The 23,493-nt window shown below is 63.4% G+C and carries 21 protein-coding genes; 12 read left to right on the forward strand and 9 right to left on the reverse strand.

Annotated features, from left to right (window positions below; genetic code table 11):
* Positions 1-28 precede the first annotated feature (28 nt).
* From FEZ59_RS29450 to gluA, 4 genes are all read right to left on the reverse strand, one after another.
* Entirely contained in the window at positions 29-925 is an 897-nt protein-coding gene (locus FEZ59_RS29450) for an amino acid ABC transporter permease (protein ID WP_007735172.1), read from the reverse strand.
* Positions 922-1,602: an amino acid ABC transporter permease gene (locus FEZ59_RS29455; protein ID WP_019748198.1), complete on the reverse strand. Its 681-nt coding sequence runs from the start codon at positions 1,600-1,602 to the stop codon at positions 922-924. Before FEZ59_RS29455 ends, FEZ59_RS29450 begins: the two co-directional genes overlap by 4 nt.
* A 99-nt stretch (positions 1,603-1,701) precedes the next feature.
* Positions 1,702-2,538, reverse strand: coding sequence for a glutamate ABC transporter substrate-binding protein (locus FEZ59_RS29460; RefSeq protein WP_020907523.1), 837 nt, complete (start codon positions 2,536-2,538; stop codon positions 1,702-1,704).
* 126 nt (positions 2,539-2,664) lie between these two features.
* Positions 2,665-3,393, reverse strand: coding sequence for a glutamate ABC transporter ATP-binding protein GluA (gene gluA / locus FEZ59_RS29465; RefSeq protein ID WP_007735175.1), 729 nt, complete (start codon positions 3,391-3,393; stop codon positions 2,665-2,667).
* A gap of 231 nt (positions 3,394-3,624) precedes the next feature.
* On the opposite strand from gluA, the gene miaB reads away from it, so the two are divergent.
* Together miaB and FEZ59_RS29475 are read left to right on the forward strand one after the other, a co-directional pair.
* Positions 3,625-5,172 (forward strand): tRNA (N6-isopentenyl adenosine(37)-C2)-methylthiotransferase MiaB, encoded by a 1,548-nt coding sequence (gene miaB / locus FEZ59_RS29470; protein WP_172933562.1) that lies wholly within the window; start codon positions 3,625-3,627, stop codon positions 5,170-5,172.
* Positions 5,169-5,759, forward strand: a complete 591-nt coding sequence (locus FEZ59_RS29475; RefSeq protein WP_020907525.1) for a hypothetical protein — start codon at positions 5,169-5,171, stop codon at positions 5,757-5,759. Before miaB ends, FEZ59_RS29475 begins: the two co-directional genes overlap by 4 nt.
* A gap of 92 nt (positions 5,760-5,851) precedes the next feature.
* On the opposite strand, the gene FEZ59_RS29480 is transcribed toward FEZ59_RS29475, so the two are convergent.
* On the reverse strand, positions 5,852-7,237 hold the full coding sequence (locus tag FEZ59_RS29480) for a DUF349 domain-containing protein (RefSeq protein ID WP_019748202.1): 1,386 nt from the start codon (positions 7,235-7,237) through the stop codon (positions 5,852-5,854).
* 139 nt (positions 7,238-7,376) lie between these two features.
* Between FEZ59_RS29480 and FEZ59_RS29485 the strand changes: the two genes are divergently transcribed.
* The 7 genes from FEZ59_RS29485 to FEZ59_RS29515 all read left to right on the forward strand — a co-directional run bounded on the left by FEZ59_RS29485 (position 7,377) and on the right by FEZ59_RS29515 (position 14,651).
* Positions 7,377-8,138: a class III extradiol dioxygenase subunit B-like domain-containing protein gene (locus tag FEZ59_RS29485; protein ID WP_097387420.1), complete on the forward strand. Its 762-nt coding sequence runs from the start codon at positions 7,377-7,379 to the stop codon at positions 8,136-8,138.
* Entirely contained in the window at positions 8,126-9,061 is a 936-nt protein-coding gene (miaA, locus tag FEZ59_RS29490; protein ID WP_070797205.1) for a tRNA (adenosine(37)-N6)-dimethylallyltransferase MiaA, read from the forward strand. Before FEZ59_RS29485 ends, miaA begins: the two co-directional genes overlap by 13 nt.
* An 84-nt stretch (positions 9,062-9,145) precedes the next feature.
* Positions 9,146-9,817 carry a class F sortase gene (locus FEZ59_RS29495; RefSeq protein ID WP_020907529.1) on the forward strand — a complete coding sequence of 224 codons (672 nt, stop codon included), beginning with the start codon at positions 9,146-9,148 and terminating at the stop codon, positions 9,815-9,817.
* Between the two features lie 32 nt (positions 9,818-9,849).
* The gene (dapF, locus tag FEZ59_RS29500) at positions 9,850-10,719 is read left to right on the forward strand and encodes a diaminopimelate epimerase (RefSeq protein ID WP_172933552.1); all 870 of its coding nucleotides are present in this window, start codon (positions 9,850-9,852) and stop codon (positions 10,717-10,719) included.
* A 75-nt stretch (positions 10,720-10,794) separates the two neighbouring features.
* Positions 10,795-12,270, forward strand: a complete 1,476-nt coding sequence (hflX, locus tag FEZ59_RS29505) for a GTPase HflX (protein WP_003942213.1) — start codon at positions 10,795-10,797, stop codon at positions 12,268-12,270.
* A complete protein-coding gene (locus FEZ59_RS29510) occupies positions 12,263-13,270 on the forward strand; it encodes a hypothetical protein (RefSeq protein WP_172933553.1) in 1,008 nt (335 codons plus the stop codon). The genes hflX and FEZ59_RS29510 overlap by 8 nt, the downstream gene beginning before the upstream one ends.
* A 55-nt stretch (positions 13,271-13,325) precedes the next feature.
* On the forward strand, positions 13,326-14,651 hold the full coding sequence (locus FEZ59_RS29515; protein WP_242459959.1) for an alpha/beta hydrolase-fold protein: 1,326 nt from the start codon (positions 13,326-13,328) through the stop codon (positions 14,649-14,651).
* A 39-nt stretch (positions 14,652-14,690) separates the two neighbouring features.
* Here FEZ59_RS29515 and FEZ59_RS29520 read toward each other — a convergent pair whose 3' ends face one another.
* From FEZ59_RS29520 to FEZ59_RS29535, 4 genes are all read right to left on the reverse strand, one after another.
* The gene (locus tag FEZ59_RS29520; protein ID WP_003942144.1) at positions 14,691-14,948 is read right to left on the reverse strand and encodes an HPr family phosphocarrier protein; all 258 of its coding nucleotides are present in this window, start codon (positions 14,946-14,948) and stop codon (positions 14,691-14,693) included.
* 97 nt (positions 14,949-15,045) lie between these two features.
* Positions 15,046-17,115 (reverse strand): fructose-specific PTS transporter subunit EIIC, encoded by a 2,070-nt coding sequence (locus FEZ59_RS29525; RefSeq protein WP_020907533.1) that lies wholly within the window; start codon positions 17,113-17,115, stop codon positions 15,046-15,048.
* An 18-nt stretch (positions 17,116-17,133) separates the two neighbouring features.
* Positions 17,134-18,129 carry a 1-phosphofructokinase family hexose kinase gene (locus tag FEZ59_RS29530; protein WP_020969480.1) on the reverse strand — a complete coding sequence of 332 codons (996 nt, stop codon included), beginning with the start codon at positions 18,127-18,129 and terminating at the stop codon, positions 17,134-17,136.
* Positions 18,126-18,893, reverse strand: coding sequence for a DeoR family transcriptional regulator (locus FEZ59_RS29535; protein WP_172933555.1), 768 nt, complete (start codon positions 18,891-18,893; stop codon positions 18,126-18,128). Before FEZ59_RS29535 ends, FEZ59_RS29530 begins: the two co-directional genes overlap by 4 nt.
* A gap of 191 nt (positions 18,894-19,084) precedes the next feature.
* On the opposite strand from FEZ59_RS29535, the gene FEZ59_RS29540 reads away from it, so the two are divergent.
* From FEZ59_RS29540 to FEZ59_RS29550, 3 genes are all read left to right on the forward strand, one after another.
* The gene (locus tag FEZ59_RS29540; RefSeq protein ID WP_172933556.1) at positions 19,085-20,758 is read left to right on the forward strand and encodes a putative PEP-binding protein; all 1,674 of its coding nucleotides are present in this window, start codon (positions 19,085-19,087) and stop codon (positions 20,756-20,758) included.
* A gap of 75 nt (positions 20,759-20,833) precedes the next feature.
* Positions 20,834-22,114 carry a solute carrier family 23 protein gene (locus FEZ59_RS29545; RefSeq protein WP_172933563.1) on the forward strand — a complete coding sequence of 427 codons (1,281 nt, stop codon included), beginning with the start codon at positions 20,834-20,836 and terminating at the stop codon, positions 22,112-22,114.
* A 185-nt stretch (positions 22,115-22,299) separates the two neighbouring features.
* On the forward strand, positions 22,300-23,442 hold the full coding sequence (locus FEZ59_RS29550; RefSeq protein ID WP_019748214.1) for an acyl-CoA dehydrogenase family protein: 1,143 nt from the start codon (positions 22,300-22,302) through the stop codon (positions 23,440-23,442).
* Positions 23,443-23,493: the final 51 nt, after the last annotated feature.

Below are 23,493 nucleotides of genomic sequence, written 5' to 3' on the forward strand. Positions count from 1 at the left end.
CTGGATTCGACTCACGGCTCCATCTGATTCACGGCTTGGTCAGGTCCATGCCCGGAACCGAAACGGCTGGGTCGGCGGACGGAGCCGCGATGGGGCCCTTACCCTTTCGCTTTCCGGAACGCAGGCGCTTCTCCACCTTGGTTGCCAGGAAGGTCAGAGCCGAGTTGAGAGCGATCATAATCGCGGCGACCACGATGAGCGCCGGCAGGAAGTTTCCGTAGAAGGTGCCGAGCTGTTGGGCCTGACGCACCAGCTCGACATACCCGATCAGGTAACCGAGGGCGGAGTCCTTCAACGCCACGACCATCTGTGAAATCAGTGCCGGGAGCATGGCGGTAACCGCCTGGGGGAGCAGGATCGTCACCATGATCTGCGTCTTGCGCATGCCCAGTGCCTTGGCGGCCTCACTTTGACCTCGTGGGAGTGAGTTGATTCCGGCACGGACGATCTCGGCGATCACTGACCCGTTGTACAGAGTCAGACCCACGACGACTGCCGCGAGTGCGAGGTACTTGGACTTGAAGACCTCGTATTCGGCGAACACCTGATACGAGAAGATCATCAGAATCAGAACCGGTACTGCTCGGAACAATTCGACGATGACGCCGCAAATCTTCCGAATGATGTTGTGCTCGGAGAGTCGGCCGATACCCAGGGCAGAACCGAGGATGAGCGCGAAGACGATGGACATCGCAGCCGCGATCAGCGTTCCCCGGATGCCGGGTATCAGATACGTTGTCCACGACGTGGATTCGAGGAAGGGATCCCACTTCGCTGCTGTCAGCTGGCCCTTTTCGTCGAGTGCGCGGTAGATGACGTAACCGATTGCGACCATGAGTGCAGCGACGACAAGGGACGCGAATCGGTAGAGATTTCGCGCTCTGGGGCCGGGCGCGTCGTAGAGGACTGTTGCGCGGTTGCTCATCGTGAAACCTCGAATCGCTTGCTCAGCTTGCCGAAGATCAAGCCCATGGGAAGTGTCAGGATCACGAAACCGACAGCGAAGATTCCACCGACGACGAAGATCGCCGCTTCGTTTTCGATCATCTTCTTCATCAGCGCTGACGCTTCGGATACGCCGATCACCGCGGCGATGGTCGAGTTCTTGGTCAGTGCGATCAGCACGCTACCCAGCGGTGCTGTGACCGCGCGAAATGCCTGAGGCAGGACGATCAGCCGAAGATTTTGTGCAAACGACAGACCGAGTGATCGGCCCGCTTCGGCCTGGCCGACCGGAACGGTATTGATTCCCGATCGAAGTGACTCACACACGAACGCGGCGGTATAGACACTGAGGCCGAGTACTGCGAGTCGGAAGTTGTTGTCTGTCAAGAACGTCGGTGAGTCCGACTTGGCGAGATTGACTCCGAGCGTCTGCGACAGACCGAACAGACAGAACAGCAGAATCAGTGTCAGGGGGGTGTTGCGGAACACGGTCACGTACGCGGTACCCAGGAATCGGGCGACCGGAACCGGTGACACGCGCATGGCCGCGATCAGGACACCGATGATGACGGCGCCGATCGCGGAGAAGAACGTCAGCTGGATCGTGGTCCAGAAGGCTTCCAGAATCTGGTCGCCGTACTTGCTCAGAAGGTTCACTTGCCGTCTCCCCAGATCACGGGATCTCCGTTGGTGGCGTCACGCGCTGCGGCTCCCGAAGTGGGGAGCCGCAGCGCGATTGACGGTGAAAAAAGCAGGTCAGTAACGATCAACGGTGGGCGGGGCCGGGATGGGGTAGCCCGAAGCACCAACGGTGTTGTTGAAGGCTTCTTCCCACGCGCCGGTGGAGATCATCTTCTCGATGGCATCGTTGATCTTGCCGCGACCCTCGGAATCGTCCTTGGCCAGGCCGACACCGTACTTTTCGGTCGTGAACGGTTCTCCGACGACCTTCAGCTCGCCCGGGTACTGGGCGGCGTAGCCGGCGAGGATGATGTCGTCGGTGGTGACAGCGTCGACAGCGCCGTTGCGCAGAGCCTCGACACAAGCGGAGTAGGTGTCGAGCGGCTGGAGCTGGACGTCCTTTGCGTAGTTGTCCTGGATGTTCTGCGCCGGAGTCGAACCCGACACCGAGCAGAGCTTCTTGCCGCCGGTCAGGGAATCGGGGCCGGTGATGTCGGTGTTGTCGGAGCGAACGAGCAGCGACTGGCCTGCGATGAAGTACGGGCCGCCGAAGCTGACCTTTTCCTTGCGCGTGTCGGTGATCGAGTATGTCGCGACGATGTAGTCGACCTCGCCGTTCTGGATCAGGGTCTCGCGCTGGGCTGACGGAGATTCCTTGAAGGTGATGCCTTCGGGCTTCACGCCGAGTTCGTTTGCGATGTAACGGGCTACCTCGACGTCGAAGCCGGAGAAGGTGCCGTCAGGGTTGCGCTGACCGAGGCCGGGCTGATCGAACTTGATGCCGACGGTTAGAGTGCCGTCGGAAGCGCTCTCGGTGATCGACTTGTTCTCCTCGCCGCCGCCACAGGCCGTGGCAGCGAACGCAATGGCCATGATTCCGATTCCGAAACGGACGGAACGATTGATCTTCATGAAGATCCTCTCAGTTGTCGACACACGAACAGTGCAGTCGAGATGAACGGTGCAGCCGAGGTGAACGGTGCAGTCGAGCAAGTTGTCTTGTGGACGAGGACAGGACTGTCGGAGGGGAGACTGTAATCAGTGCGTGAGGATCTTGCCGAGGAAGTCCTTGGCCCGATCCGACTTGGGATGGGTGAAGAACTCTTCGGGCGTGGTGTCTTCGACGACCTGGCCGTCAGCCATGAACAGCACACGATCGCCGGCTTTGCGCGCGAAGCCCATCTCGTGCGTGACCACGAGCATGGTCATGCCTTCCTTCGCGAGGGAGGTCATGACGTCGAGGACTTCGTTGACCATCTCGGGGTCGAGAGCGGAGGTGGGCTCGTCGAACAACATCACCTTCGGCTGCATCGCAAGAGCGCGAGCAATGGCGACACGCTGTTGCTGACCGCCGGAAAGCTGCGCCGGGTACTTGTCGGCCTGATTGGCGATACCGACACGTTCGAGCAACGCCTGCGCGGTCTTCTTGGCTTCGTCCTTTTTTGCCTTGCGGACCTTCATCGGTGCGAGCATGACGTTCTCGAGGATCGTCTTGTGCGCGAACAGGTTGAAAGACTGAAAGACCATCCCGACGTCGGCACGAAGTGCGGCAAGTGCTTTGCCCTCTTCGGGGAGCGTCTTTCCGTCGACGGCGATGGTGCCGGAGTCGATGGGTTCGAGGCGATTGATGGTGCGGCACAGAGTCGACTTACCGGAGCCCGACGGACCGAGGACGATCACCACTTGGCCCTTGGGTACCTCGAGATTGACCTCTTGCAGGACGTGAAGTTCCCCGAAGTGTTTGTTCACCGAGGTCATCGAAATCATGGATGTGGAATCGCCGGAGGTGGTCGGCGTCGTCGCATCGTCGGCTTGGGTCATAAACGAGAACCTTAGGCGTAGTTTGCGTCGACGCCCGTGATTTCGCCATGGTTCTTGCCATATGTAATGGAAATTTTACTGTGACGACGTTTATGTCGCGTTTCGGCTGTTTATCAGGGCGTTATTACACGTCGTAGTGGACGTGAGCTAGGCTGAAGCGTGTCACTGATCGACGAAATGTCCCCTGCACTTCCGGAGCCGACTGCAGTTCCGGAGGCAACTGCTACGCCTGTTCGCACCTACGAGGTGCGGACGTACGGCTGTCAGATGAACGTCCACGATTCCGAGCGACTGTCCGGTCTGCTCGAGGACGCCGGGTATTCGAAGGCGGAGACCGGAACCGATCCTGATCTTGTCGTCTTCAATACGTGTGCGGTCCGCGAGAACGCGGACAACAAGTTGTACGGCAACCTCAGCCAGCTCGCCCCGAACAAGGAGGCGAACCCCGACATGCAGATCGCGGTCGGTGGGTGCCTGGCGCAGAAGGATCGTGACACCGTCGTCAAGAAGGCGCCGTTCGTCGATGTCGTCTTCGGCACTCACAACATCGGCTCGCTTCCCGCGCTGCTCGACCGTGCGCGCCACAATCAGCGCGCCGAAGTCGAAATCCTCGACGCGCTGGAGGCATTTCCGTCGACACTGCCCGCCAAGCGCGAATCTGCTTATGCAGGTTGGGTTTCCATCTCGGTGGGCTGCAACAACACGTGTACGTTCTGCATCGTTCCGGCCTTGCGTGGCAAGGAAGTGGATCGACGTCCCGGCGACATTCTGGCCGAGGTGCAGGCACTCGTCGACGAGGGTGTCTCGGAAGTGACCCTGCTCGGACAGAACGTCAACGCCTACGGCGTGTCGTTCGCCGATCCGGAACAACCGCGCGATCGCGGAGCCTTCGCCTCCCTCTTGAAGGCATGTGGACACATCGACGGCCTCGAACGGGTCAGGTTCACATCGCCGCACCCGGCAGAGTTCACCGATGACGTCATCGAAGCTATGACAACCACTCCCAACGTCTGCCCGCAACTGCACATGCCGTTGCAGTCCGGTTCGGACAAGGTTCTCAAGGCGATGAAGCGCTCGTACCGCAAGTCGAAGTACCTCGGGATCATCGAGAAGGTGCGCGCCGCAATGCCGCACGCCGCCATCACCACGGACATCATCGTCGGGTTCCCGGGGGAGACGGAAGAGGATTTCGAGGAGACGCTGGACGTCGTGCGTAAGGCGCGATTCTCCAACGCCTACACCTTCCAGTACTCCAAGCGCCCGGGCACGCCGGCGGCGGAGATGGCTGATCAACTTCCCAAAGAGGTTGTCCAGGAACGCTACATGCGATTGCTCGCGGTTCAGGAAGAAGTGAACATCGAGGAAAATCGCAAACTCGTCGGCACCGAGGTAGAACTACTGGTGGCCGCGGGGGAGGGCCGCAAGAACGCAGCGACTCACCGTCTCAGTGGTCGCGCGCGAGACGGCCGCCTGGTGCATTTCCGACCCGAAGGAAACCTCGACGGCACAATCCGACCCGGCGACGTGGTGACGGTCGTCGTCACCCACGGAGCCCCCCATCACCTCGTGGCAGATGACGGAGTGCTCACACACCGTCGGACCCGCGCCGGTGATTCGTTCGAAAAGGGCATCACACCCAAGACCCCGCCCATCGGCGTAGGTCTCGGACTACCGAAGATCGGTGCCCCAGCCCCACAACCCGTCCAGATGGGATGCAACGCATGACCTCGCAACACGAGAACAAGACACCTCAGCCGGGCGACGACGCCTTCGAGGGCTACCGCAAGGACCTCGACGACGCGGAACGCAAGGTCGCGGGGGAAATCGATCCGGGTGCGCGCGCCATGGTTGTCGCGGTTGCGGTGCTCGTGCTGGTCGGCACACTTGCACTGCCCCATGCGGGAGTTGCGAACGGCTGGGATGTGCTCGCGTACAACCAGGATGCGGAAAGTGAACGAATTGCACTGTTCTCACGCTTGTTCGTGTGGTTCGTTGTCATCTTCGGCATCGGATTCTCGATGCTCGCACTCGTGACGCGGCGCTGGAGTCTGGCGTGGGTCGCGCTGGCCGGTAGTGCCGTGGCGAGTGCGCTGGGAATGATGGCCGTCTGGTCACGTCAGACCATTCCCGCCGGATTCAACGTGGCAGGACCGTCGATCGGGCTGGTCATCGGATGGTTTGCCGTCGTGTTCTTGACGTTCCATTGGCTCAAGGTGGTCTGGACCCGAACCAACATTCAGCTCGCTGCCGAGGAACAACGCCGGATCGCTGCGGCTGAAGCCGAGAAGCATCAGGAATGGAACGTCGGCTGACACGGAAGTTCTCTTAGCCAATAGCGCAAGACAATGCCGGCTGACTCCTTTCGGAGTCAGCCGGCGTTGTTGTCAAAGCAGCTCGTCGTCGATTACTCGCTGACAGCGCTCTCGGCTGCTTCGGCCCACTCACGCCACTGCTTTGCCTGAGCGAGAGCCTTCTCGGCGTCCTTCGTCTTGCCGGCAGCCTGAGCCTTGGCGGCCTGCTCCTCGAACTGGCTGACCCGCTCCTTGAACTGCGCGACCCGGGCAAGTGCTTCCGGATCGGTACGACGCCACTCGGCGTCGACGGCGTCGCGCACCTTGGTTTCGATGGCCCGGAGCTTCGCTTCGAGTTCCTGCATCCGGTCGCGCGGCACCTTGCCGATCGCGTCCCACTTCTCCTGCAGGTCGCGCAGCGCTGCACGAGCGTTCTCGAGTCCGTGCGCCGGATCGATGTTCGCGTTCGCTGCGAGCAGCTCTTCCTTTGCAACCGCGTTCTGCTCGAATTCGGCGTCGCGCTCGGATGCAGCAGCGTTGCGCGCGGCGAAGAACACGTCCTGAGCGCCCTTGAAGCGCTTCCACAGGTTGTCGTCGGCCTCGCGCGGTGCGCGGCCGGCAGCCTTCCACTCGCTGAGCAGATCGCGGAATTCTCCAGCGGTCTGTCCCCATTCAGTGGAGGTCGACAGCTTCTCGGCGCGCTCGACCAGTTCTTCCTTCGTAGAACGTGCGCTCGCACGATCACGATCGAGTTCGGCGAAATGCGCTCCACGCCGTCGGTTGAAGGACTCGCGAGCCTTGGAGTACCGCTTCCACAGTGCGTCGTCGACTTTGCGGTCGATTCCGCGAATCGTCTTCCACTCGTCGAGAATCTCGCGCAGTCGATCACCCGCGGTCTTCCACTGGGTCGACTCCGAACCGATCTGTTCGGCCTCGACTGCGAGGGCCTCCTTGCGGGCGGTGCTCGCGGCGCGAGACTGTTCCTTCTCTTCCTTCGCGTGTGCTGCGGCCTCGTCGGACCCGGCAACGATCACGTCGAGTCGGCGGGCCAGAGCGTCGAGGTCCCCGATCACGGCAGCGGTGGAGAGGGATTCGGATAGAGCGATGGCGGCAGCCTTGGTCTTCTTGGCGTCTCCGGCGCCCGACGTCAGTCGAGCCTCGAGTAGTGAGACCTCGGTCGCGAGGTCGTCGTAGCGACGACCGAAATGGGCGAGGCCCTCGGTGGCGTCGCCGGCCTGCCACGAACCGATCTGGCGTTCACCGTCAGCGGTCTTCACCCAGGCGGTTCCGTCTTCCTCGACGCGGCCGAACTTGCTCGGGTCGCTGGCCGGCGCGGCGGTGACGGCATGCGAGGCTGCCGGGCCGGGGCGAGGTGCTCCGGGGCGGGGCGCACCGGGGCGTGGTCCACCAGGTTTGGGAGCACCGGGTTTGGGTGCTGCCGGGCTCGGGCTGGCCGAACTGCTGTCGGCGCCGGTGGTGGGTTCACTGTTCTCGGTCATCGGTCCTCGTCTCTGCCGCGCGTCACGGCTGCCTGATCGCATTCCTGGTTCCATTGAACCCGGTACTCACGTTCTCCGACTATTGAATCAGGTAAGAGGGTGTGAGGTCGCCACCTCGGGGTCGACTAGCGTGGCAACTGTGTTGACTTCCGCTGTTCTCGTCCCCTCGGCGCCGTTACTCGTGCCGGAATTGTCCGGTGATTCGGCCGAGTCCGCTCAGGTGCGCGCTGCAGCGATAGCCGCCGTGCGCCGGCTCTCTCACGAGGCGGTTCACTGGGTGGGCGTCGGTGTCGGCCCCGAGAATGCAGAACCCGAGAATGCAGCAGGCGAACTCTGGCGATCGGGCGTCGGACGTGGGCAGATCGGTACTTTCGCGGGATTCGGCGCCGATGTCCGGACGTCCCTGGACGCGGATGCGGCAGGTGAACCGATGCCATCTCTCGAACTGTGCGCCCTTGTTGCCGGCTGGCTGCGTGCCCGAGCGGACGTGGAGATCACCGTCGACATGCACGTCGTCAGTGCAGAGGCGTCGGTGAATGAATGTCGTGAATTCGGACAGCAGCTGCGCAAGCAACTCGACAGCGACAACCGACCGCATGGGCTTCTGATCGTGGCTGACGGTGCGTCCACGCTGACGGCCAAGGCGCCCGGAAGCTTCGACGAGCGCGCCGCTGGCGTGCAATCAGCCATCGACGATGCCCTGACCGCCGGTGATCCGGAGGCGCTTCTTGCTCTCGATCCGCAGCTCTGCCGGAGTGTCGGAGCCCAGGGACGCGCGGCGTGGCAGGTCCTGGCCGGTGTCTTCATGGACTCGTCTCGGTCAACCACGACACGTTCGGTGGTCGACTACAGCGATGCGCCGTTCGGCGTCGCTTACCACGTCGGGACGTGGCGGCCGTGAACGTCCCTGAAGAACTTCGCCCGATCGCAGTTGTCGGTCCGACCGCGTCGGGAAAGTCCGATCTCGCGTTGGCACTGGCCGAGGAATTCGGCGGTGAGATCATCAACATCGACGCGATGCAGCTCTATCGCGGCATGGATATCGGGACTGCCAAACTGACGCCGGCCGAGCGTCGCGGGATTCCGCATCACCTGCTCGACGTTCTCGACGTGAAGGAGACCGCCACCGTCGCGCGTTATCAAAGCGACGCGATCGCGATCGCCGAGAATCTGATCGCGGCGGGCAAGGTTCCGGTGATCGTCGGCGGATCCATGATGTACGTCCAGTCTCTACTCGACGAATGGTCCTTTCCGGCAACGGATCCCGAAGTTCGTGCGAAGTGGGAGGCAGTGCTGGCCGACGGTGGGGTCGGTGCGGTGCATACGGCGCTTGTTGCTGCTGATCCGGTAGCGGCGGCGTCGATACTGCCGACGGACGGCCGGCGGATGGTTCGGGCGCTCGAGGTCGTCGAGCTGACAGGTCTGCCGTTCGCGGCCTCAGCTCCGCAGATCGGTGACCCTCGTTGGGGAACCCGCATTCTCGGCGTGGATCGGGATACGGAAGAACTCGACGCCCGGATTCGGTTGCGAACCGAGCTGATGTTTTCAGGCGGACTTGTCGACGAAGTCGCCGTACTCGTCGAGCAAGGATTGCGTGAGGGCGTCACAGCGCCGCGAGCCATCGGCTACGCACAGGTGCTCGCACATTTCGACGGTGAATACGATCTGGCCGAAGCACTCGAACGGACGTTCATCGGGACGCGGCGCTACGTTCGCCGCCAACGATCATGGTTCCGTCGTGACGCACGCGTGCACTGGCTCGACGGTGCCGATCCGGAGCTGGCTCGCTCGGCCTTCGCTGCCCTTGCAGATCGCGGCCTGTAACACGATCGTGCCGATCAGCTATCTTACAGTTAGCTCTTTCGCGATCCATTCGTTTCGCGATCGACGGACTGGAGGACAACGAACATGGCGCAGACCGGGACACACGCGCGACCGAGAGGCCGACGCGCGGGTCGGCTGCCGCTTCTCCTACTGCTCGTCACATTTCTCGCGGTCGGCGGGGTGCTCGTCTATTTTGCGGTGAGTGCGGCCGGGAAGCCCATCAGCGCACCTGTTCCCGAAGCACCCTTCGACGTGGGAGCTCCAACCGATCCAGGGGCGAGTTGGGCGCCTGCGCCAACGGATCTGCCGCCGAATACGCTCGCGATTCCCGATCTCGATGTGCGAGCCGACATCGTGACCAGTGGGTTCGGCGCCAACCGCGGAATGATCCTTCCGCATCCTGACAAGGTTTCGCATTTCACCAACGGTGTGCAGTTCGGATCTTCGGAGGGCACCAATCTTGTTGCCGGCCACGTCGACGACGGTGATCGCACGCACGGCGCCTTGTGGGCGCTGCACCAGATGAAGCCCGGAACACCGATCTACGTGAGCGACGACACCGGAACGATGTTCACCTATCACGCAGCGAGCCTGAAGCTGTACGAAAAGGTGGCTTTGCCGGCCGAGTTCTTTTCCGAAACGGGTGCGCCCAGGCTGGTCCTCGTGACCTGCGGCGGCGCAACCGTGCCCGACCCCTCGTTGCCGTCCGGATTCACGTACGAACAGAACGTCGTGGTCACCGCGTCACCTGCGTGAGTCGGTCGGTAGGTCCGGATAGGATGGCGACCATGGATTTCAGTAAGGGCCACGGCACGCAGAACGACTTCGTTGTTCTCCCTGACCTCGACGTTCGGGTCGATCTCGAGCCGGCGCGAGTTTCAGCGTTGTGTGATCGTCAGCGTGGCCTCGGCGCCGACGGCATCCTTCGTGTTGCCCGGGCAGGCGCACTTGCGGACGCGGGCGTGCTCGGTGCGCTGCCCGACGGCGTCGCTGCCGAAGACTGGTTCATGGACTACCGCAACAGCGACGGCTCCATCGCGGAGATGTGCGGAAACGGAGTTCGCGTATTCGCCCACTATCTCAAGGCCTCGGGCTTGGAGAGCAAGGACGAGTTCGTGGTCGGCAGTCGTGCCGGAGCGCGTCCGGTCGTGGTGCACGGCTACGACGCCACACATGGTGACGTGACCGTGGCGATGGGCCCGATCAAGGACCTCGGCACCAGTTCGGCAACAATCGACGGCCGCGTCTTCGCCGGCGTCGGCATCGACGTCGGTAATCCGCATTTGGCGTGTGTCGACGAGCACGTGACGGCAGAAGTTTTGAGTGCGCTCGATTTGAGTGTTTCTCCGGGCTTCGATCCCGGGTTCTTCCCGCACGGGGTCAACATCGAGATCGTGACGCCGATCCACGACGGTGGGGTCCACATGCGCGTACACGAGCGTGGTGTGGGCGAGACTCGTTCCTGCGGAACCGGAACGGTCGCAGCTGCGGCCGCGGCGCTGAAGTTCGACGGCCGCGACGAAGGCTCGGTGCTGGTGCGCGTGCTCGGCGGCGAAGTGCAGGTCACCGTCGAAGGCGGCGAAGGGTCGTTGCGGGGGCCCTCGGTTCTGGTGGCGAACGGGACGCTCAGCGATGTCTGGTGGCAATCGCTCGTGTGATATCGCCCGCGGGAAATACGCCTGCAGGAAATACGGATGCACCGTGGCCAGGTTTCGTGGGACCATGGATCTTGTATGACGAACACACATGAAAACGAAGAGTCCACCGCTCACGAGCAGTCCGAGTACGCGCAAGCCGAATACACGGCAGCGTCCGCATCGGGCAACCCGTCGACCGGTGAGATGCAACTCGCAGATCGCGGCGCCCTGCGCCGCGTGGCCGGTCTGTCGACCGAGCTCGAGGACGTCACCGAAGTCGAGTACCGCCAGCTTCGACTCGAAAGAGTTGTCCTGGTCGGCGTCTGGACGCAGGGAACTGCCGAGCAGGCCGAGGCGAGCATGACCGAGCTGGCCGCACTGGCCGAGACGGCCGGCTCCGAGGTCCTCGAAGGACTGGTTCAGCGCCGCGACAAACCCGACGCTGCCACCTACATCGGTTCCGGCAAGGCCCAGGAACTGCGCGAAGTAGTCCTGGCGACCGGCGCCGACACCGTCGTCTGCGACGGTGAGCTGACGCCGGCGCAGCTCACGGCGCTGGAGAAGATCGTCAAGGTCAAGGTCATCGACCGGACGGCTCTGATTCTCGACATCTTTGCTCAGCACGCCACGTCTCGTGAGGGTAAAGCCCAGGTGGCTTTCGCTCAGATGGAGTACATGCTCCCGCGTCTGCGTGGTTGGGGCGAGTCGATGTCGCGCCAGGCCGGTGGCCGTGCCGGCAGTAACGGAGGTGTGGGCCTGCGTGGTCCCGGTGAGACGAAAATCGAGACGGACCGTCGCCGTATTCGTGAGCGCATGGCAAAACTGCGCCGCGAGATCAAGGGCATGAAGGCCGCCCGCGACACCAAGCGGACCCGTCGACTGCAGAGTGACATCCCGTCGATCGCCATCGTCGGATACACGAACGCGGGCAAATCGAGTCTGCTCAATTCGCTCACCGGATCCGGTGTGCTCGTGGAGAACGCGTTGTTCGCCACCTTGGACCCGACAACTCGCCGCGCCGCACTCGACGACGGCCGCGAGTACGTACTCACCGACACGGTCGGCTTCGTGCGACACCTTCCGACTCAGTTGGTCGAGGCATTCCGTTCGACTCTCGAGGAAGTGACCGACGCGGATCTGCTTCTGCACGTCGTCGACGGTTCGGATCCGTTGCCGACAGAACAGATCAAGGCTGTGCGGGAAGTCGTCACCGATGTTCTGCGCGAGACGGATTCGAAGGCTCCGCCGGAGTTGATCGTGGTCAACAAGATCGACGCGGCAGATCCGGTTACCTTGACGCAACTACGTGGTCTGCTGCCTGGTGCCGTGTTCGTCTCGGCGCGGACCGGTGAAGGAATCGCTGAACTACGAGCACATCTCAGCGAGGTGCTGGTTCGGCCGGAGGTCGAGGTCGACGTGCTGGTGCCGTACACGCGCGGTGATCTGATGGCTCGAATCCACTCGGACGGAACGATTTTGGAATCGACTCACGAAGAGGCGGGAACGCGGGTGCACGCACGCGTGCCACAGATGTTGGCCTCGGCATTGGTGGAGTACGCACCTAGTGCGTAGTTTCGGGGCCGTGGTCGCGGTGCTTGCTGCGACTACGGCAACCGCACTGCTTCCCGGAGCGCTCGCACAGGCGTCGTCGTTCGAACCGAGCGAGTTCGCCCCACTCTGTACACCTACCGATCCTGCGCTCCAGGAGTTGTCGGGGATGGTCGTCGTCGACGATCGGATCTACGCGATGGGTGACGGCGGCAGTGACGACTTCGTATTCGAAATGGACCTGAACTGTGTTGTCCAGAAACAGATTCCGGTTCCGATCGATCCATACGACGTCGAAGATCTTGCGGTGAGTGGTCGAACGCTCGTTCTGTCGGATACCGGCGACAACCTCCGAACCCGCGACACGGTGGCGTTCATCACGATGGACCTCGATTCCGGTGACGGTACGTTGCACCGCCTCACGTACCCGGACGGCGCGCACGACACCGAATCGATTCTGCTCGACCCTGACGGCCATGTGTTTGTCGTGACCAAGGAATTGTTCGGCTCCAGCAGTGTCTACACACCCGTCGGGGATCAGAAACTGAGTGACTTGGCGCAACCCGGCCCGACGCCGCTCGAGCGCGTCGGAGCCGTATCTCTCGGACCGGAGAAGCCCGTGTCGGTGATGTTCACCGGGGGAGCGGTGTCGTCGGACGGTTCGGCGATCGCGCTTCGGAGTTACTCCGATCTGTACCTGTACGAAGTCGTGGACGGCGGAATCGGCGCGACGCTCACCGATACCGAACCCCTGCGGATCCCGCTCCCGACGGAGCCTCAGGGCGAGGCCGTGGCATTCAACGACGCGGGCGATGTTCTGATCGGATCGGAATCTGCCGGCGGAGCTTTGCCGCCGGTTCACGTGATGCGCGCGCTCGTGGAAGCGACCGAATCGACGGCTGACTCGTCTGCCGGTTCGGTCGGCGTCGGGGTCGATCCATGGACATTCGTGTGGGCCGGATTGGTCGCGGCAGGATGCGCGCTCGGGGGCGCGGCGTTCGTGAGATCTCGACGACGCCGCTGATTCCCACCAATTCCACGAATTCGCAGACTGCCGGTAGATGTGGATACTGGAACGAATGCACGGGCATCAACTCCTGACGCGGCTCTCGCGTATCTCACTCGAGCACGGACACATCACCGCAGCGCTGCTCGTTGGTTCCGTCCTCGTCGGCGTCGGCACGCTGCTTTTGCTTCGTTGGTTGCCGCGTCGGGCCGTGCTTGTCGCACTGGGCTTGTCAGTGGTCGGGTCCGCCGGCGGCGCGATGTTCGTGTGGCTCAGCTTTCGGCCGTTGCCCGCGCAGCTACCGGCGTCGAATTTTGTCTGGATAGCGCTGGCGATATTCGGAGTCATCGGCGCCGCACTCGTTCTCCTTCGGCGCCCAGGACTTGCGCGTGGCCTTTCGGTGACGGCATTCGCCGGTCTGGCCGCGATCGTCGCAGTGGGTCAGGTCAACGCCCAGACCGGCACCTATCCCACACTCGGCTCACTGGTCGGGCACTGGCCGGTCGGCTCGGTCGAGCACGTTGCCTTCGATTCACTCCCCGGGGCCGAACCTCGGCTACAGCGGGGACTTCCCACCGAAACTCATTGGGAGGTTCCGGTGCGGATGCCGAGCAACGGCGTCGTGACGGAAGCGTCGATTCCGGGAAACATCTCGGGTTTCGACGCGAGGCCGGCGACGTTGTATCTCCCGCCGGCCTATCTTGCCGATCCACGTGCGGAGTTGCCCGTCCTGGTGTTGGTGGCGGGTGAGCCCGGCAGCCCCAGTGACTGGCTGGACAGTGGCCGGCTCGCGACCACCGTCGACGCCTATGCATCGAGGCATTCCGGGCTTGCTCCCGTGGTGGTGGTGCCCGACGCGTTGGGGGACTACGACGCCAACCCCGGCTGCATGGATTCTGCGCTCGGCAACGTCGCGACGTATCTGGACCAGGACGTCCCGAACTGGATCGAATCGAACCTTCAAGTGAATCCGGACGCTGCGCAATGGGCTATCGGTGGGTTTTCGTACGGCGGGACATGCGCGATCGAAATGGCCGTGAACTTCCCGGACCGATACCCGTCGTTCCTGGACTTCTCCGGCCAGGACGAACCGTCGACCGGTGACCACGAGGACACTGTGGCTGCGATGTTCAACGGCGACGAAGACGCTTTCGACGCGGTCAACGCCCGAGACCTGATGGCGCAGAATCGGTATCCGCAGTTGTCTGGTGTATTTGTCGCGGGTGAAGACGACGACATCTACCGCCCTCAGCAGGAAATCATGTTCGAGGCTGCGCGCGCCGCCGACATGAACGTGGACTACTACACCCTTCCCGGCGGGCACTCGGGTGATGTGTGGGGCACTGCTCTGGAACTCGAAATGGACTGGCTGGGCCGGACACTCGCACTGACTCCGTGAGAGTGTCCGGCCCGCTACACAGCACCGACTGACATCAGGTCAGGCGTCGAGATCAGCGGCTACCAGTTCGGCGACCTTGGCGAGTGCGTCGGCGTCGTCGGACTCGATGGTGACTTCGGTGTCCTTGGCGGCTCCGAGCGTCATGATCATCAGTGCCGAACCTGCATCCACCGGTTCGCCGTCGGCGACTGCGAGGGTGACCGTGGCGCCGGAGGCTCCGACTGCTTCGGCGATGAGAGCGGCGGGGCGGGCGTGGAGGCCGACTGCGGAACCGACGGCAACTGTCTTGCTGGGCATGGGATCTCCTCGTTGTGAATCTATCGGTGCGGACGTTGTGGGGTCTTTGGGCGGATTTGGTGACAACAGTGGTGACTGCAGCGTTGCTTGCTGTCGATCATGCCGCAGCGGGCACGATTTCGGGGTCGAGTTCGGCATCGGACGGCCCCTTGCGGAAGAACTCCTTGGCTCCGACGACGGCGAGCGCAGCTACCACGGTTCCCGCGGCGAGCGAGACCAGGAACCAGCCGATTCCGCCGACTGCGAAGAAGACGAAGATCCCGCCGTGCGGGGCGCTGAGAGTGACGTCGAAAGCCATGATCAGCGCACCGGTGACGGCGCCGCCCGCCATCATCGAGGGGATCACGCGAAGCGGGTCGGCAGCGGCGAACGGAATCGCGCCCTCGGAGATGAATGCCGAACCCAGCAACCAGGCAGCCTTTCCGTTCTCACGTTCGGCTTCGCTGAAGAGCTTGGGACGCAGCACCGTCGAGGCAAGTGCCATGGCCAGTGGCGGAACCATACCGGCAGCCATGACTGCCGCCATGATGCGCAAAGTGGCCGGGTCGTTGACGTTGAGTCCGGCTACAGCGAAGGCGTAAGCCGCCTTGTTGACCGGTCCGCCGAGGTCGAAGCACATCATCAGGCCGAGAATGATGCCGAGGAAGATGGCCGAGCTGCCGGACAGTCCGTTGAGCCAGTCGGTGAGACCGGAGGTGATCGCGGCGAGCGGACGACCGAGGACGATGAACATCAGTGCTCCGACAACCAGCGTCGCGAACAGCGGAATGATCACCACCGGCATCAGGCCCCGCAGCCACTGCGGGACGGCGATCCGGCCGATGTAGAGCGCGACGACACCGGCGATGAGACCACCGACCAGGCCGCCGATGAATCCGGCACCGACAAACACGGCGACCGCGCCGGCTGTGAAGCCGGGAGCGATGCCAGGCCGGTCGGCGATAGCGAAGGCGATGTAGCCGGCCAACGCGGGCACCAGGAAGCTGAATGCCAACGAACCGATCTGGAACAGCACTGCGCCGAGATAGGTGGCCAGACCACCGTCGGGAAGGTTGGTGATCGAGTTGTTGAGAACGATGTCCTTGGCAGGACCGGAGATCTCGTATCCGCCGAGCAGGAAGCCGAGTGCGATCAGCAGACCGCCGGCCGCGACGAACGGGATCATGTAGCTGACACCGGTCAGGAGGACCTGACGGAGGTGGGTGCCGAACCCTACGGAACCGGCATCGGAATCCGCAGCCGCGGCGGCGGTGCCGTCCACGGTGGCGGCGGCGGGATTCTCGGAGGCGCGCAACGCTTCTGCAAGCATCTTGTCCGGCTCGTTGATCGCCCGCTTCACACCGGAAGCGACAACGGGTTTGCCGGCGAACCGGTCGCGGCCCTTCACTCCGACGTCGGTGGCGAAGATAACCGCGGCGGCTCCGGCGATGACCGAAGGGTCAAGCGGGGTGCTTCCGCTCGAGCCCTGCGTTTCGACGTGAACCTTGACCCCGGCGCGTTCACCCGCGGCGACGAGCGAGTCCGCAGCCATGTAGGTATGAGCGATTCCGGTCGGGCACGCGGTGACCGCGACGATGTGACGCTCCGCGGGCGTTGGAGCCGGGGCCTCCTCGGTGGCGTGTTTCCCGGTGGAAACAGGAGGAGTGGGTGTGGCTGCCGCAGCTTTTGCTGGAGCATCCTTCGGCGCGGGATTGAGTACCTCGTCGACCAGTCTCACGATCTCGTCCGGCGTCGACGCCTCACGAAGCGACGTGACAAACGCGGGTCGGACGAGCGCTCGGGCCAAGGACGAGAGCAGCTTCATGTGCTCGGCTCCGGCGCCTTCGGGTGCCGCGATCAGGAACACCAGATCGGCGGGGCCGTCGGGTGCACCGAAATCGACCTTCGGATCCAGTCGAGCAAATCCCAGGGACGCGGACGAGACGGCCTCGGCGCGGCAGTGGGGAATGGCGATTCCGCCCGGCAGTCCGGTCGCGGACTGCGCTTCGCGAGCGAGTGCGGCATCGACCAGCCCCGCGGCGTCGCTCGCTCGTCCCGCTGCAGTCAGTCGCGCTGCGAGAGAACGAATGACATCTTCCTTGGTCGTACCCAGGTCGGTGTCGAGTGAGATCAGTTCGGGACTGATGATCTCGGGGCCGGAACCGCCGGCTGCGTTGGTATCGGACATGTCAGGTTCCTTAGGGCGTCAGGCGAGTTCGGTGGGGACGGGGATGGGAGAGGAGGCATCGGCTGCAGATACCGAAACCGCTGCCAGATCGATCTGTTCGGGCGTGGGAAGAGTTGTGCCGGGAAGGGAGGCAGCGGCGCTTCCGTAGGCGACCGCGTGACGTAACCGCTCGGATTCCGAGCCGCCTCCCGCTTCGGCGAGGATGTAGCCGGCCAGCGAAGAATCGCCTGCGCCGACGGTACTGACTGCGACAATCGGGGGAGCGGTGGCGATCCACGCGCCGTCGGCGGTGACGAGGACAGCACCTGCTGCGCCGAGCGTGGCGAGCACACTGCCGACGCCGCGGTCGACCAATCGCTGCGCCGCCGTGATTGCAGGCCCGGGATCACCGTTCTCGGCAGCACGTTCGAGGACGTGGCCGTCGACGCCGGTCAGTTGTGCGAGTTCCTCGCCGTTCGGTTTGAGCAGGTCGGGTGCCGCGCCGGGGAACGCTCCGGCGAGTGCCGTCAGCGGGGCGTCCGAGGTGTCGACCGCCACCTTGCACGGGTGATCGCGCAGCGCCGCGACAAGTTCGCCGTACCACCCGAGCGGAACGCCGGGGGGCAGTGAGCCGGACAGCGCGAACCACAGTGCGGTATCGGCGCGGACAATCAACTCCTGTGCCAGGGCGTCGAGCGTCGAACCGGACAGCGTTGCGCCGGGTTCGTTGATCTTCGTCGTTGTCCCGTCCGGTTCCGCAATGGTGATGTTGGTGCGAGCCAGACCCGTTGTGGCGACACCGATGTGGGGAATCCCACCGGCTGCCAGCGCCGAGAGCAGAGGGTCACCACCGTTTCCCGGCAGTACCGCGAGAACGTCGAGGTCGGCTGCGGCGAGAACACGCGCGACGTTGACCCCCTTGCCGCCGGGGTCGCTGCGAGTGGAGTGGGCGCGTAGGACGGAGCCTCGTTCGAGCCGTTGCTCGAGTTGCACGGTCCGATCGATACTCGGGTTGGCTGTCAGTGTGACGATCATGCGATCACCACCTCGATTCCGTGGTCGTGGAACTCGGATGTGTCTGTGGGACTGATCTCTTCGTCGGTGATGAGGACGTCGATGCTGTCGAGTGGGGCGAAGCTGATCAAGTGCTCGCGGCCGACTTTGGTGGAATCGGCCACCACCACAACGTGATTGGCGGCTTTGACCATTGCTCGTTTGACGGCGGCCTCTTCGCTGTCCGGAGTGGAGAGTCCGTGCCCGACGCTGATCGCGTTCGTTCCGATGAAGGCGACGTCGACTCGCAACGTGCTCAGCAGGCGTAGGGCGTCCTCGCCGACCACGGCTTGAGTCACCCCGCGTACTCGACCGCCGAGCAGTATCAGGGAAAACGAGTTCATCGATGCCAGGCGTGCGCCGATCGGGACGGAATTGGTGACGGCTGTGAAGTCGTTCTCGGTCGGCAGTTCGGGGATCATGCGGCCCGTGGTCGTGCCCGCGTCGAAGATCACGCTGCCGCCGGTGGGAGGGAGGTAGGTGACCGCGCAGCGGGCGATCCGGTCCTTCTGTTGCGCGCGGGTCTGATCGCGTTCCGCCATGCCCGGTTCGGTGACGTGGAGGGATCCGGTCGGAACGGCGCCGCCGTGTACACGCCTGATCTGGCCGATCCGCTCGAGGAAGGCCAGATCGCGACGCACGGTCTCGGTGGTCACACCGAAGGTCTCCGACAGAGCCGCCACGGACATGCGTCCGCGCTGCGACACCATGGTGCCGATCGCTTGTTGGCGTTCTTCCGCGTACACGTGCTCTCCGATTCCGAAGTGTGATCCGACGGTGCGTTGTGGATCACAGTGAATGTTGCTTTATGTTGTTTTACGCCCGAGTGTGTTGACATGTCAAGACTTGGGAGTAATCTTCGTCACAACGAAGGTGAGGGCTTTACGCGCTCGAGGTGATCCGGTGAGACACCGGGCCCATCGCTCAAGGAGGACAGATGACCGAACAGCTCAACCGAATCACCGTGCACGGCACCCCCGTGGTGCCCGGAGTTGCCTACGGACCGGCGATCTGGCCGTCCAGCCGACCAGAACTCGTCACCGATGCGCCGGCACTCGACGAGGCCGATCGAGAGGCCGCCGTAGACGCCTTCGTCGGAGCGGCGAAGGCTGTCGAGAACCGCCTTCTCGGACGGGCCGCCGAAGCTACCGGCGCGGCCGCAGAGGTCTTGCAGGCCAACGCGGCGATGGCAGCTGATCGTGGCTGGATCGGGGCGGCCAAGAAGTCGATCGCCGGCGGAGTGCCCCCGGTGCAGGCTGCGATCGCGGCGACGGAGCAGTTCGTGGTGCTGTTCACCAAGGTCGGCGGTTTGATGGCCGAGCGCGTCACCGACCTCGAGGACATCCGCGATCGCGTGATCGCCGAACTCTCCGGATTACCCGAACCTGGAGTTCCCATGCCAGAGACACCGTCGGTGCTGTGCGCGGACGATCTGGCTCCTGCAGACACCGCGGGCCTCGATGTAACCAAGATCATCGGACTCGTGACCATTTACGGCGGCCCGACCAGCCATACGGCAATCATCGCGAGGCAGTTGGGCATCCCGTGCATCGTCGCCGCGAAGGAATTGGAATCCATCTCGGCAGGAATACCGATTCTGATCGACGGAACAACCGGCGACGTGATCGCGGAGCCGGATCCCGGGCACGCGCGTGAACTGGTCGAACAATCCCGGATCGATCGCGAACGCGTCAGCACCTGGACCGGACCGGGCCAGACGGCGGACGGCCGGCCGGTAGACGTTCTCGCCAACGTTCAAGACGGCGCGGGCGCTCGCGCCGCGGCGTCGACTGCTGCGGGGGGCATCGGGCTCTTCCGGACCGAACTCTGCTTCCTCGGCCGTGAGACCGAACCGACCGTAGACGAGCAGGCGGCGATCTACGCCGAGGTTCTCGAGGCCTTCGCAGGAAAGAAGGTCATCATTCGCACGTTGGACGCGGGTTCGGACAAGCCGCTCAAATTCGCCAACCATCAAGAGGAAGCGAATCCGGCACTCGGCGTTCGTGGGGTCCGAATCGCCTGGCAGGACATGGGAATTCTAAACCGCCAGCTCGACGCGATCGCGGCAGCCGCGGCGTCGACCAACTCGTCGCCGTGGGTGATGGCACCGATGATCGCCACCCCGGCCGAGGCGAAACGTTTTGCCGATGCGGTGCGGGCACGCGATCTTGTTCCCGGTGTGATGGTGGAGATCCCGGCGGCGGCGCTGTTGGCCGACCAGATTCTCGAACACGTCGAATTCCTCTCGATCGGTACCAACGACCTCGCTCAGTACACGATGGCCGCGGATCGGATGTCCTCCGAACTCGCCGACCTGACCGATCCGTGGCAGCCCGCGGTGCTCGCCCTTGTCGCACGTACGGCCCAGGCCGGTCAGGCGGCAGGCAAGCGCGTCGGCGTCTGCGGTGAGGCGGCCGCCGATCCGCTGTTGGCCTGCGTGCTTGCCGGTCTCGGCGTTTCGTCGCTGTCGTGCGCTGCGGCGTCGGTCGCGGGTGTGGGAGCGAAGGTCGGATCCGTCACCATGGCGCAATGTGAGGCGGCTGCGGCGGCGGTGCTGGCAACCGGTGATCCGGTGGCTGCGCGCAAAGCGGCGGCCGACGCAATCAGCTGAACTGGTTTCGTTGGTCTCGGTCGGAGACCGAGCGCCTGACCTCTAGTATTTCGACCTGTGATCGAACGAGAAACAATGACCGGGGCCGGCGGAATCGGCTGGACTGTCCACGGAGACGGCAAGCGGATCGCCGACGGAGCCGTCGTGGCGCCGGACGAACGACTGAGTTGGCCGCGCACCATCGGAATCGGGATGCAACACGTCATCGCGATGTTCGGAGCGACACTGCTCGTTCCGACCATCACCGGCTTCCCCGTCACGACGACGCTGCTGTTCTCGGGTATCGGCACCGCGCTGTTCCTGCTCATCACCCGGGGCCGGATCCCGAGCTATCTCGGTTCGTCCTTCGCGTTCATCGCCCCGCTGACAGCGTCGGCAGGATCGGGCCCGGCCGCGCAACTCGGTGCCGTCATGGCCGTCGGCATCGTGTTGATGTTGATCGGCGTCGCCGTACGTCTGATCGGCAGCCGGGTCATCGACGCCGTCATGCCGCCGGTGGTGACGGGCGCTGTCGTCGCGCTGATCGGTCTCAACCTCGCTCCGACGGCGGTCGGCTCCTTCGAATCGCAGCCGCTGATCGCCACGGTGACGCTCGTTTCGATCCTGCTGGTCACGGTCGTCGGTCCCGGGTTGCTCGGCCGGCTGGGCATTCTGGTCGGCGTCGTGATCGGCTGGGTTTTCGCCGCGGTCATCGGCGGACTCGACAGTGAACGAGTGTCCGCTCTGCGCGAAGCGGACTGGTTCGGGCTGCCGAGTCTGCACGGACCGTCGTTCGACTGGTCGGTGATCGTGCTCGCGCTCCCCGTGGTGATCGTTCTGGTCGCCGAAAACGTCGGACATGTCAAAGCGGTGTCCGCCATGACTGGTAAGTCCCTCGACGATCTGGCCGGCAATGCACTGTTTGCCGACGGTCTCGCCACTACCTTGGCGGGCGCCGGTGGCGGATCCGGAACCACCACGTATGCCGAGAACATCGGTGTCATGGCAGCGACGCGTGTGTACTCGACCGCCGCGTACTGGGTAGCCGCCGCTACCGCTGTGATCCTGGCATTTTCGCCCAAATTCGGCGCACTGGTCTTCACGGTTCCGAACGGCGTCATCGGCGGCGCAACGATGGTTCTCTACGGCCTCATCGGCATTCTCGGTGTGCGCATCTGGATGGAAGCGAAGGTCGACTTCACCGATCCGGTCAACCTCACGGTCGCCGCGGCAGCGTTGGTCGCCGGCATCGGGAACTTGACGCTGACCATCGGTTCGGTCGAGTTGGGCGGCATCGCCTGGGGATCGATCGGCATCCTCGTCGCGTACCCGATCATGCGATTTCTCGCCAAATTCCGTACTTCAAGTAACAGATAACCGCTACAGTCACGAATCGTGATCGTTCGGGTCATCGACGGGTATCGCAACAGGTTCTACCGTCGGAGGCAGTGACGTGGGCCCGCGCACTTCGGCGTGCCCAGTCTCAGCGAATACACCCCAGCGGGTATATCCCCAGCGGGTACATCACTGAAGTGCCATATATCGAATTGCAAGGAGTCGGCGTGGAGCGCACCCTGTTCGAACCGGAACATGAACTCTTCCGGGAGTCGTACCAGAAGTTCTTGGCACAGCACGTGGCACCGAACCACGAGAAGTGGGAAGAGCAGAACATCGTCGATCGTGACGTCTGGGTCGAGGCCGGAAAGCAGGGCTTCCTGGGAACTGCGGTCCCTGAGGAATTCGGCGGCGGCGGTGTCAAGGATTTCCGCTACAACGCGATCATCACCGAGGAAACCACCAAGGGTGGGTTCAGCGGTATCGGCTTCACGCTGCACAACGACGTGGTGGCACCGTACCTCCTGGAGTTGAGCAACGAGGAGCAGAAGCAGCGTTGGCTACCCGGATTCGCGTCGGGTGAGCTGATCTCGGCGATCGCGATGACCGAACCGGGTACCGGTAGCGACTTGCAGGGCATCAAGACGAAAGCGGTTCGCGACGGGGACCACTGGGTCCTCAACGGTTCGAAGACCTTCATCACCAACGGAATCAACGCCGACATCATCATCGTTGTCGCGTGCACCGACCCGGACAAGGGTGCTCAGGGCTTCAGCCTCCTCGTGGTCGAGCGGGACATGCCTGGCTTCGAGCGTGGACGCAACCTCGACAAGATCGGCATGAAGGCTCAGGACACTGCCGAACTCAGCTTCACCGACGTACGCGTTCCCGCTGCCAACCTGCTGGGCGAAGAGGGAATGGGATTCTTCTACTTGATGAAGAACCTTCCCCAGGAACGCCTCTCGATCGCCGTCGTTGCCGCTGCCGCAATGGAATCGGTTCTCGAGAGCACGATCCAGTACTGCCGCGACCGCAAGGCATTCGGCAAGTCGATCGGCAGCTTCCAGAACACCCGATTCGTACTGGCCGAATTGGCAACGGAGACCACGGCAGTGCGCATCCTGGTGGACAAGTTCATCGAGCAGCTCAATGCCGAGAAGCTGACCGTGCAGGAAGCTGCGATGGCGAAGTGGTGGACCACCGAAGCCCAGGTCAAGCTCATCGACCGCTGCCTCCAGCTGCACGGAGGCTACGGCTACATGAAGGAATACCCGGTTGCAAAGGCGTACATGGACTCTCGTGTGCAGACCATCTACGGTGGCACAACCGAGATCATGAAGGAGATCATCGGACGTTCGCTGAATCTCTGATTCGGGTGATGGACCGCTGATCGTCACGAAAAGACTCTGGGCCCCGGCTGA

This window comes from Rhodococcus sp. MS13 (genome assembly GCF_013277835.1).
Taxonomy (GTDB): domain Bacteria; phylum Actinomycetota; class Actinomycetes; order Mycobacteriales; family Mycobacteriaceae; genus Rhodococcus_F; species Rhodococcus_F erythropolis.

Coding starts and splice junctions, on each gene's coding strand:
- FEZ59_RS29495 (WP_020907529.1), top strand. CDS start 9,146: ATGGCGCAGACCGGGACACACGCGCGACCGAGAGGCCGACGCGCGGGT.
- FEZ59_RS29545 (WP_172933563.1), top strand. CDS start 20,834: ATGACCGGGGCCGGCGGAATCGGCTGGACTGTCCACGGAGACGGCAAG.
- FEZ59_RS29520 (WP_003942144.1), bottom strand. CDS start 14,948: ATGCCCAGCAAGACAGTTGCCGTCGGTTCCGCAGTCGGCCTCCACGCC.
- miaB (WP_172933562.1), top strand. CDS start 3,625: ATGTCCCCTGCACTTCCGGAGCCGACTGCAGTTCCGGAGGCAACTGCT.
- FEZ59_RS29540 (WP_172933556.1), top strand. CDS start 19,085: ATGACCGAACAGCTCAACCGAATCACCGTGCACGGCACCCCCGTGGTG.
- FEZ59_RS29525 (WP_020907533.1), bottom strand. CDS start 17,115: ATGTCCGATACCAACGCAGCCGGCGGTTCCGGCCCCGAGATCATCAGT.
- dapF (WP_172933552.1), top strand. CDS start 9,850: ATGGATTTCAGTAAGGGCCACGGCACGCAGAACGACTTCGTTGTTCTC.
- FEZ59_RS29515 (WP_242459959.1), top strand. CDS start 13,326: ATGCACGGGCATCAACTCCTGACGCGGCTCTCGCGTATCTCACTCGAG.
- FEZ59_RS29450 (WP_007735172.1), bottom strand. CDS start 925: ATGAGCAACCGCGCAACAGTCCTCTACGACGCGCCCGGCCCCAGAGCG.
- gluA (WP_007735175.1), bottom strand. CDS start 3,393: ATGATTTCGATGACCTCGGTGAACAAACACTTCGGGGAACTTCACGTC.
- FEZ59_RS29460 (WP_020907523.1), bottom strand. CDS start 2,538: ATGAAGATCAATCGTTCCGTCCGTTTCGGAATCGGAATCATGGCCATT.
- FEZ59_RS29530 (WP_020969480.1), bottom strand. CDS start 18,129: ATGATCGTCACACTGACAGCCAACCCGAGTATCGATCGGACCGTGCAA.
- FEZ59_RS29475 (WP_020907525.1), top strand. CDS start 5,169: ATGACCTCGCAACACGAGAACAAGACACCTCAGCCGGGCGACGACGCC.
- FEZ59_RS29480 (WP_019748202.1), bottom strand. CDS start 7,237: ATGACCGAGAACAGTGAACCCACCACCGGCGCCGACAGCAGTTCGGCC.
- hflX (WP_003942213.1), top strand. CDS start 10,795: ATGACGAACACACATGAAAACGAAGAGTCCACCGCTCACGAGCAGTCC.